This is a genomic window from Wenzhouxiangella indolica, from assembly GCF_042310355.1.
GTDB lineage: Bacteria > Pseudomonadota > Gammaproteobacteria > Xanthomonadales > Wenzhouxiangellaceae > Wenzhouxiangella.
Map to the genome: position 1 here is coordinate 207501 of NZ_JBHJMR010000004.1, position 9225 is coordinate 216725.

General features: G+C 66.5%; 8 protein-coding genes (1 of these 8 cut by a window edge). 1 reads left to right on the top strand and 7 read right to left on the bottom strand.

Annotated features, from left to right (window positions below; genetic code table 11):
• The 4 genes from argC to ACDC67_RS07455 all read right to left on the bottom strand — a co-directional run.
• Positions 1–766: the 5' portion of an N-acetyl-gamma-glutamyl-phosphate reductase gene (argC, locus tag ACDC67_RS07440; RefSeq protein ID WP_376691927.1), read on the bottom strand. The gene continues 191 nt to the left of window position 1, outside the view; 766 of the gene's 957 nt are visible here — the first part of the coding sequence; the start codon lies at positions 764–766; its stop codon lies off the left edge, out of view.
• Entirely contained in the window at positions 766–1527 is a 762-nt protein-coding gene (locus tag ACDC67_RS07445; protein WP_376691928.1) for a DUF3307 domain-containing protein, read from the bottom strand. Before ACDC67_RS07445 ends, argC begins: the two co-directional genes overlap by 1 nt.
• On the bottom strand, positions 1527–2213 hold the full coding sequence (locus tag ACDC67_RS07450; RefSeq protein WP_376691929.1) for a SatD family protein: 687 nt from the start codon (positions 2211–2213) through the stop codon (positions 1527–1529). The genes ACDC67_RS07445 and ACDC67_RS07450 overlap by 1 nt, the downstream gene beginning before the upstream one ends.
• Positions 2214–2275: 62 nt before the next feature.
• Positions 2276–3586: an acetylglutamate kinase gene (locus tag ACDC67_RS07455; RefSeq protein WP_376691931.1), complete on the bottom strand. Its 1311-nt coding sequence runs from the start codon at positions 3584–3586 to the stop codon at positions 2276–2278.
• A gap of 353 nt (positions 3587–3939) precedes the next feature.
• On the opposite strand from ACDC67_RS07455, the gene ACDC67_RS07460 reads away from it, so the two are divergent.
• Positions 3940–6189 carry an endonuclease gene (locus tag ACDC67_RS07460; protein ID WP_376691933.1) on the top strand — a complete coding sequence of 750 codons (2250 nt, stop codon included), beginning with the start codon at positions 3940–3942 and terminating at the stop codon, positions 6187–6189.
• Between the two features lie 13 nt (positions 6190–6202).
• Here the strand turns inward: ACDC67_RS07460 and ACDC67_RS07465 are convergent, their stop codons facing one another.
• From ACDC67_RS07465 to ACDC67_RS07475, 3 genes are read right to left on the bottom strand one after another with little or no spacing between them, the layout of a single operon-like run.
• Entirely contained in the window at positions 6203–7273 is a 1071-nt protein-coding gene (locus tag ACDC67_RS07465) for an acetylornithine deacetylase (RefSeq protein ID WP_376691934.1), read from the bottom strand.
• Between the two features lie 49 nt (positions 7274–7322).
• The gene (locus ACDC67_RS07470; protein WP_376691936.1) at positions 7323–7511 is read right to left on the bottom strand and encodes a hypothetical protein; all 189 of its coding nucleotides are present in this window, start codon (positions 7509–7511) and stop codon (positions 7323–7325) included.
• Positions 7508–8701, bottom strand: coding sequence for an argininosuccinate synthase domain-containing protein (locus tag ACDC67_RS07475; RefSeq protein WP_376691938.1), 1194 nt, complete (start codon positions 8699–8701; stop codon positions 7508–7510). The genes ACDC67_RS07470 and ACDC67_RS07475 overlap by 4 nt, the downstream gene beginning before the upstream one ends.
• Positions 8702–9225 lie beyond the last annotated feature (524 nt).

Consider the following 9225-nt stretch of genomic DNA (forward strand, 5'->3'; position numbering starts at 1 on the left):
TTTCCGGTATCTCCTCGCTGAGGCGGATCAGGGGCTCGCCTTCATATTGCTGCCAATACATCGCCAGCAACTCCTCGCTTGAAAGCGGCTCGCTGAGCATCACCGAAACGGTCATGGAGATGCCCCGGAAGAACGGGGCGACGTGGGGATGGAACCGGACCGGTCGGCGAAGGTGGGCCGAGATCTCCTGTTCATGCACGTGTCCTGTCAGCGCATAAGGGATCAGGTTGTCGGCCAGCCGCTCGGGATCGTTGCGCGGCGACGGCGTCTTTCCGGCGCCGCTGTAGCCCGACACGCCGAACAGCACCGGGGGCGCGGCCAGGGCGCGGCGGATGGGCCACAGGCCAAACATGCCGCCAGTGGCGTAGCAGCCGGGGTTGGCGATGCGCTGCGCAGATGCCAGCGCATCGCGGTTGAGTTCGGTCAGGCCGTAGACCCAGTGCGCATCGAAGCGCCAGTCGGCGCCGAGATCCAGCACAACGGCCTGCGGGTGGGCCTCGGCGATGGCGTCCACCCAGGGACGACTGCGGCCATTGGGTAGGGCCAGGATCCAGACGTCGGCGTCGACTTCGCCGACGTCATCGGGCTGGAGGGCCTCGAAGGACTCGTCCGGGTCGGGCCATTCGGGCACGGATTCCGCGATCGCCTGTCCGGCCCGGCTGTCGCTGGTCGCCAGCGCCAGCGTCATGTCCGGATGGCGTGCGATCAGCTTGAGCAGTTCGGAGCCGGCGTAGCCCCGGCCACCGATCAGGGCCAGTCGATGCATCAGATGCCTCCTGTGATGTCGGGCATGAGCCAGCGAAGCGCCAGGCCGACGGCCACCACCTCGCTGACGCTCAGCAGCGTGCCGATTACAAAGTACTCGGTGTGGCGCCGCCTGTGGCGAATACTATCGAAACGGAACACGGACTTGGCCGCCAGCACCAGGCCCAGCACCGACCAGGCATCGATCAAGACCGCCGAGAACATCAGGAAGCGCTCGAGCCAGCCGATATACAAGCCCGCCCGGGCCAGGCCCAGCCGCTGTTGTTCGGATTCCTCGTCCGGTTCGGGCAGCAGGGACTGAAGCAACAAGCGATTGAGCCAGCCGAAGACGACGACCACGACCAGGTAGGCAACGGCCAGCCAGCCGGCACGGAAAGCCAGCGGCTGCCAGAAGGCCTCGATCGCCTGCCACCAGTCCGGCCAGCCCGCCAGCCACCAGGCTGCCACTACGAGGGTGGCAAGATGAATCGCCTGGTCGACCAGGAAGGCTGGCAAGGCGCGATCGGCCATCCAGCGATACTTGGCGAAGTCGGTAAGCAGGTGCAGCACGACGATGCCACCGAAGGCGATCGCAAGCTGCCAGGCGGCAATGCCGGCCGGGGCGAACAGCAGCCAGGCGATGACCAGGCAGGCCAGGTGCCAGGCGCCGTGCTCGGCGAACGCCGACGATTGGCCTGCGTACTTGCCGTCGATGACGGCCTTGCGCTGGACGACAAAATCGCCGACCAGGTGTGCGATCACCAGTGCGAGAAGTACCTGCATCAATCCGGGCCCGTCGCCGACGAATCCACAGTATGACCGATCGGGCCGGCGAGCAGCTCGCCCAGCTCGGACAGGCTGGCCTGAAGTTCCCAGTAGCGAGCGCTGGCAAGGCTGCGCGAGACGGTCGACTCGGCCACGTCCAGCACGGCCGCAACGTCGGTCTGCTTGCCGCTGTGCTCGTAGTGCTCGATCACCTGCCACTGCCGCTCGGTGATGTCCTGTACCAGTGCATCGGCCAGGCGAAGCACGGCGTTGCAGGCCACGGCCCGCGAATCTTCCGGGGCGCCGACGCGCAATCGCACCCGGCTCATGCCGTGGCGCGGTGAATCCAGTTCCTCGAGTGCCGCGCGGGCCCGGTAGAAAGCCGGGCCGGTGACCGCCCGGTTGAGCGGCAGGGAACCGGTCGACTCGCTCATCCGCTCGACCGGGCCGATGCCCACTGCCAGGCGCAGCGACCAGGGCTGAAAGGCGCGCCAGAAATCCCAGGCCACGCGCGGCAGCAGCGCCGGATTGTCGATGAGGCCCTGGAATTCATCCCAGGCGGTCACGGCGTAATCGAAGCGGACCCAGCCGTTGGCGCGGTGGCGCTGCGACAGCTCGGACAGCAAGCGATCCCGGCGCCGGGAAAAGCCATCGATCCGCCGCGAATCGGCCACGTCGGCAATCAGTGCGGCGCAATCGCTCATTTCGCCCTCGCCATTATTGCTCCTGAGGAAGCATATTCACATACTTGCCTTAAATAATGCAATTACGGCAGCCAGCCGGAATCACGCTGCCGGGCGTCGGCGGTCAAGCGCGAGAGCTGCTCGAAGCAGTCGATGCCAACGGTGTAGACGATCCACTCGCCCTCGCGATGCGTGCTGTGCGCCTGCTGGAAGTACCAGCCGGCAATCGGGTTGCCGGCGCGGGCGCGCCAGTAAAGCTGCGGAAAGCGCTGGCGCAGCGCCAGCCACAGCGCCGCACCCAGGCCCTCGCCCTGGGCCTCCGGGGTGACGACGAACTTGTCGAGGTAGGGCACCCCGTCGACGCCTTCGGTCACCAGTGCAGCCGCACGACCGCTCTCGGCCCAGAGCAGGCCGAGAAGCCGGCGCTGCTCGAGCCAGTCCGGGCGGAGGCTGCGTCCGAAACTGTCTTCGAGCAGGACCTGGAGCTGCTCGCGATGTTCGGGCGAGACCGTCTCAAACCAGTCGATCGCCTCGCCGCGGCGAATGAGGGTGCCCGCGCCGGTGTGCGTAAACAGTTCACGGGTAAGGTTCTCGGCCGAGGTAATCGACACCGAGGTCTCCGGCGGCAGGCGCTCGAGCATCTCGCGGATCTGCTGGAGCTTCAGGCGCATGCCCGAATGCAGCCAGTCCTGGGCCAGGAGATGGTCATAGTCGGTGCGCAGGCTGATGGCAGAAATCACCCGGCCGCTGTGATCGAGCAGACCACCGGTGCCGGTCAGGAAGATCACCTTGTGCGGCTCCACCGCCCAGACCAGCTCGCGCGCGGCGATGTCGGCGTTGATGTTCATCACCTGGCCGGCCGGCGACTCGCCCAGGCAGGCCACGACGGGCAGGGCACCCGAAGCGATGGCGCTGTTCACCGGCTCGAGTTCCACGGTCTGGATATCGCCGACCAGGCCCAGGCGCTCGCGGTCGGCCAGCTGCGCCTCGAAGACGCCGTGCAGGATGCCGCGGGCGCGCACGCCCCGGGCCTCCAGGGCATCCACCAGTGCGGCATTGGCGCGGTAGATCACCGGTCGGGCCACGGCCATGACGTCCTCGGTGGTCACGCGCAGGCCGTCGCGCTTTTCGATCGGCACGCCGGCGGCGGTCATGGCCTCGTCGAGCTGCGGGCCGGCGCCGTGCAGGATGATGGGCGTGAGCCCGAGCCGCTGCAGGAAGGCCAGCGCCGCGGCCATCTCGTCGAGATGATCGCGCATGACCGCACCGCCGACCTTGACCACGGCGAAGCGCGATTCCTCGATGCGCGAAAACTGCTTGAGATACTGCCGCGCCTCCCGGCTGGAGCCGAGCTGGCCGAGCAGTTCGATGACGGTGCGTCTGACGTCGGGCATGTCCCTTTCCATGGCTGCTGCCTGTTTTCGTGCCGGCCGGAACGAAAAAACCCAGCCGGCGGGGCTGGGTTTGGTCGCGTTCGTTTTGGTCCTTCTACTTCAAACTAGCGCGCATCCCAGCCATTCGTCGGCGAACGGCGCGGGCGTCGCGGGCACGGGCGAAGCGCCGGGTGAGCGGCGATCGTCGCGGGTACGTTTCCGGCATGAAGCTTTTCCATGCCCGAAATGTGCCACAAGCCTCCCTGGCGCGCAACAGCGCCGACGGGCCAGAACTGGCCATCCAGCGGGCGGGGCCGATAGAATACCGCCCTTCTTCCGCCCGCCCCCCGTTTCTTTCGTACAAGGATCTGTCGATGTTTTCATGCAAGTCCGGTTGCCTCGCGGCAATCGTGTTGACGCTGGCCGCACCGGCCATGGGCCAGCAAGTCGGCTCAGGCAGCGTTTCCCTCTCCGCCTCGAACGCGCAGGAAGACTTCGACAGCCTGGCGCCGTCCGGCCAGTCGGCTGTCCTGCCCGAGGGCTGGTACTTCCACGAGACCGACAGCAACGCCGACGGCAGCTACCGTGCCGGCGACGGCAGCGGCAGCAGCCTGCCCGGCGACACCTACAGCCTGGGATCGAACGGCAGCGGCGAGCGCGCGTTCGGCGCGATCCATTCGGGCTCCCTCGAACCGACTTTCGGCGCGCGCGTGCGCAACGACTCCGACCAGACGATCGACGAAATCGACGTGGCCTATGTCGGAGAGCAATGGCGGCTGGGCTCCAGCGGACGGATCGACCGGCTCGACTTCCAGTACAGCCTCGACGCGGACTCGCTGCTCGACGGCAACGCGACCTGGATCGACGTCGCCGGGCTGAGCTTCAACGCGCCGGTCTCCACCGGCACGGCCGGCGGCCTGGACGGCAATGCCGCGGCCAATCAAGTCGCGATTGCATCGACCATCACGGGGCTGGCGCTGGCGCCGGAAGACACCCTGTGGATTCGCTGGCGCGACCACGACGCCTCCGGCGCCGACGATGCGCTGGGCATCGACGACTTCTCCCTGTCGATCGCCGGCGAGCCACCCGTGGACGTCCCGCCGGAAGTCAGTTCGACCCAGCCGGCCGACGGTGCGACCGACATCGATCTCGATATAACCCTGGAGGTTGTCTTCAGCGAAGCGGTGGCCGTGACCCAGGGCTGGTACAGCCTGAGCTGCGGCGGCACGACCGTTCCGGCGACTTCCGGCGGCGGACCGGTCACGCATGTGATCACGCCCGATGCATCGCTGCCGGCCGACCAATCCTGCGTGCTCGAGATCGTGGCCGATAACGTGACCGACCTCGACGGTGACCCCGACAACCTGGAACAAGACCTGAGCGTCGGCTTCACCACCCTCGATCCGGACACGCTGCCGCCGCCGCAGATCGAATCCGTCGTTCCGGCCGACGGCAGCCAGGATGTTCCGGCCAACACCACCGTCGAGCTGGATTTCAGCCAGTCGGTCAGCGTGACCGAAGGGGCAGTCGAGCTCAGCTGCGATGAATCGCCCGTTGCGGCCAGCCTGGGCGGCGGCAACGAACTGTGGGTGCTCAGCCCCTCTGAAGTGCTGCCCTATGGCGCCGACTGCGTGATCGAGGTCGAAGCCGCCGGGGTGGTCAATCAGTACGGCCACAGCCTGGACGGGGAGACCAGCTTTTCATTCACGGTCATCGCCGAGCCGGGCGACGGCTACTACTCGGAGGTCAACCCTTCCAGCCCGGGCCAGCTGCGCTGCACACTGCACCAGACCATCCGCGGTCACACCGCCTTTCCGTACAGCGGCAGCGGCACCAGCACCTGGACGATCCTGGAGGAGGCCCAGCAAGACCCCGACGATTCCGACCGCGTGATCGACTCCTACCGAAATCGCAGCTACGCGAAGGTCAGCGATCGTTCAGGACAGGGCGGCCCCGGGCCCTGGTACAACCGCGAACACACCTGGCCCAACTCGCTGGGCTTTCCCAGCCAGGCCGACGCCCGGGGACTACCCAACGCCCCCTACACCGACGTCCACATGCTCCACCTGACCGACCAGGACTACAACGCCTCGCGCGGCAACCGCCCCCTGGCGTACTGCGACAGCGGCTGCAGCGAGCGAACCACCGAAAGCAACCAGGGCGTCGGCGGCGGCTCGGGCAGCTATCCGGGCAACTCCAACTGGGTGGCCGACCCGAACGGCAACCAGGGCAGCTTCGAAGTCTGGAACCACCGCAAGGGCGATATCGCGCGCGCCGTGCTCTACATGGCCATTCGCTACGAAGGCGGCAGCCACCCGGTCACCGGCCAGTCCGAACCCGACCTCGAGCTGACCAACGACCGCAACGACATCCAGGTCGGCACCGGCGGCACGCGCTACATGGGACTGCTCGACGACCTGCTCGCCTGGCACGCGGCCGACCCGCCGAGCGCGGAAGAGCTGGTGCGCAACGACATCGTCCAGTCCTACCAGGGCAATCGCAACCCGTTCGTCGATCACCCCGAGTGGGCGAGCCCGGCCCTGTTTACATCGGAAACCCCCGAAGTCTGCCAGCCTGCGCAGCCGGACCGAATCTTCTCCGACCGCCTCGAAGCCACGCCCTGACTGCTTGCCCGGTCTACCGGGCCAAGGCGCGATAGAGGGTGGCCGCGCGCTCGAGCTGCTCGAGCGCTACCCACTCGTCGGCGGTGTGGGCCTGGGCGATGTCGCCCGGCCCGAGCACCATCGCCGGCATGCCGGCGGCCGAGAACAGCGAAGCCTCGGTCCAGAAATCGACGGGCTCGCCGACCGGCACCTGGCGACGCTCGCACAAGGCCCGCGCCTGCGCCGGGTCCTGCCCGGCGGCGGGCAGCGGCGGCCCGGAGAAGGGAACGTGCCAGTTGGCGAAGGCCTCGGCCCCGCCCAGCCCGGACAGGTGGGCGAGCAGTTCCTCGTTGGACTGCCCCGGACCGAGCCTCGCCGAGTAATGCAGGTTCGCTTCGCCCGCGATCACGTTCGACTTGGTGCCGCCGGAGGCCAGGCCGACGTTGAAACAGGTCGCTCGGCCCTCGTCGGCCTCGTCCTGGCAGTAGTCGAGCGCGGCCGCCGTCCAGCGCGACATGCGGTGAATGGCGCTGTCGGCCAGCGCGCGGCCCTCCGAGGAGTGTCCCGCGATGCCGGTGAAACGCCCCTTGACCGACAGGTAGCCGCGGTGGGCGAGCGCCGCCTCGCAGCGGGTGGGCTCACACACGACCACCTGCTTGAAGCGACAGTGCGCCGGCCGCTCGAGAAAGCGACGCACGCAGCAGCCGCCGGCGCCTTCTTCGTCGGATGAGAACAGGATCGCCATGCGCGCGTCGGTCGATTCGGCCAGCGCCAGCAAGGCGGCGGCCGCGCCCTTGATATCACACACGCCGCGCCCGTAGGCCTTGTCACCTTCCAGGGTCAGTTCCAGTGGCGGCCGGGTCCAGCCTTCGCCGACAGGGACGGTGTCGAGATGGCAATTGAACAGCACATCCGATTCACCGCGCCGGGCGAACAGGTTGACGTGGCCCTCGCCGTAGTCAGTCACCGAAACCGAAAACCCGGCCGCCTTCAGCACGGCCCGGGCATGCACGAACATGCTCGCCTCGGGCGTGATGCTGCGTGGCGGATTCTGACTGTCGCATTCAACCAGCTTGGCCAGGTGGTGTAGATAGCGCTGAGGCATTAGCCTAAAAACCTTTGAAACGCAAAGACGCGAAGACGCGAAGAAGAAATCAATAAAAAGCGGAACCACCGAATTCACTGAAGCAAAAACTGGCCAGGCTGAATGGGTCTAGTGCCGCGCAGCCTTTGGTGTTTATTTCAATCAACATATTCATTCTTCCTTTTCCGTTGTTTTCGGTGTTTTCGGCCTTTTGCTTGTTCCATGTTTTCTTTGCGTCTTCGCGTCTTTGCGTTTTCAAGATTTTCTGACGCGGGCAGCGAGCGTTGAGGACTGCCCCAGGAGCTTGACGAAGCCCTCGGCCTCCTCGGGCGTCCAGCCGGCCGACTGGGCGTAGACGGCATCCGGGTCTTTCAACAGGTAGCGCGAGCCCACCGCCACGGCCTGGGCGCTGCCGCCGTCGGTTGCCAGGCGGACCACGCCGGTGACGTATTCGTTGGCCGACTCCAGGTAGGCCTCGAGGTCGGCCTTGTGTGGCTCGAAGAAGAAGCCGGTATAGACCAGCTCGCCCCAGCGCTGGGCGATGGTCTGGTGGAACTGATTCTGCAGCTTCGTGTTGACCGCCTCCCGCAGCGCGCGCTGGGCGGTCATCAGGCCGTCGATGCCCGGGCATTCGAACACGATTCGCCCCTTCAGGCCGATGGAGACGTCACCCGTGTAGATGTGTCGGCCCACACCATAGGCGCCCAGGCGCCTGTTGAGCTCGGCCAGCAGCTGGGGGCCTTCCATGCGCTGGTCGTCCAGGCTGACGGCGCGACCGCCCTGGAAACCGACGGTCAGTTCCAGCGCATCGTCCGGCCACTCGGCTCGCGGCCGGCACCAGACGCGGGTGTCATCGCCCGGCACCCCGAACTCGTCGATCTCCTGCCCGGAGAGCGTCACGCCGAGCAGATTCTCGTTGATCGAGTAGCGGCTGGCCGATTCCGGCACGTCGACGCCGGCATCGGCCATCAGCTTCAATTCATGCGCGCGAACGTTGCTGGTTTCGCGCTGCAGGTCGCGAATGGGCGCGTGGATGGTGTAATCGCCAAGCGAGCGCACCGACTGGTCGAAACGCAGCTGGTCGTTGCCCATGCCGGTACAGCCGTGGGCGAAATGATTCGTGCCGAGCTCGTCGGCCAGCTTCAGGCATTCCTGAACGATCACGTAGCGATCCGAGCACAGCATCGGGTACTGCTCGAGCATGCGCGCGCCCGACCACAGCAGCGGCACCACGAACTGGTCCCACAGTGGCTGACCAGCGTCTAGTTCATGGTGCTCGGCCGCGCCCAGGGCGCGGGCGCGTTCGCCGATCCACGTCTTCTGCTCAGCGCCGATGCCGCCGGTGTCGACAAAGGCCGTGTGCACCTCGAAACCCTGTTCCTTCAGCGCAAGCACGCAGTAGCTGGTATCCAGTCCGCCGGAGAAGGCGAGTACGACGCGTTCAGTCATTGTTCCGATTCCCGTTGCTGTTCGTTTTCATGGCGCCAACACGAAAAAACCCGGCGTTCGGTGCCGGGTTTGTCGTGCAGTCTGGTCTGGTTGAAGCTCGAATGACTATTGCACACCCCGGCCCGAATGACGGACACGACGACGCGGGCGTCGCGGCAGACGGCCGTAGCGCGCGGTGTCGATGAAGGCATGTGCGGCGGTTTCGATCATCATGGGAGGAAGTTGCCACAGGTTGGGACGCAAAACAAGGGCGGCTTCGGCGGGGTGCCTGTTGGGCGCGTTGGGCGGTGGGGCTGGGAGAGCTTGGCGCCACCGGGGGCTTTGGGGGCCTCGACACGTCAACTGCGGTTTCGCCCGGCCTGCTTCGCAGGCACTTTCGGCGAGCAACTTTTTTCCCGCGCGAAAAAAGTAGCCAAAAAGCGCGCTTCAAAGTCAAAGTCCCACGATCCGGGGTTTCAGGACTGGAACTGGGAGGTGGCTGGCCCCTTCGGTGGGCGGGCTTCGCGAAGACTCGGTCGGAGGAT

What these genes read in the sequence shown, in the direction of transcription:
- ACDC67_RS07445 (WP_376691928.1), bottom strand. Translation starts at nt 1,527, where the DNA reads ATGCAGGTACTTCTCGCACTGGTGATCGCACACCTGGTCGGCGATTTT.
- ACDC67_RS07450 (WP_376691929.1), bottom strand. Translation starts at nt 2,213, where the DNA reads ATGAGCGATTGCGCCGCACTGATTGCCGACGTGGCCGATTCGCGGCGG.
- ACDC67_RS07455 (WP_376691931.1), bottom strand. Translation starts at nt 3,586, where the DNA reads ATGCCCGACGTCAGACGCACCGTCATCGAACTGCTCGGCCAGCTCGGC.
- ACDC67_RS07460 (WP_376691933.1), top strand. Translation starts at nt 3,940, where the DNA reads ATGTTTTCATGCAAGTCCGGTTGCCTCGCGGCAATCGTGTTGACGCTG.
- ACDC67_RS07465 (WP_376691934.1), bottom strand. Translation starts at nt 7,273, where the DNA reads ATGCCTCAGCGCTATCTACACCACCTGGCCAAGCTGGTTGAATGCGAC.
- ACDC67_RS07475 (WP_376691938.1), bottom strand. Translation starts at nt 8,701, where the DNA reads ATGACTGAACGCGTCGTACTCGCCTTCTCCGGCGGACTGGATACCAGC.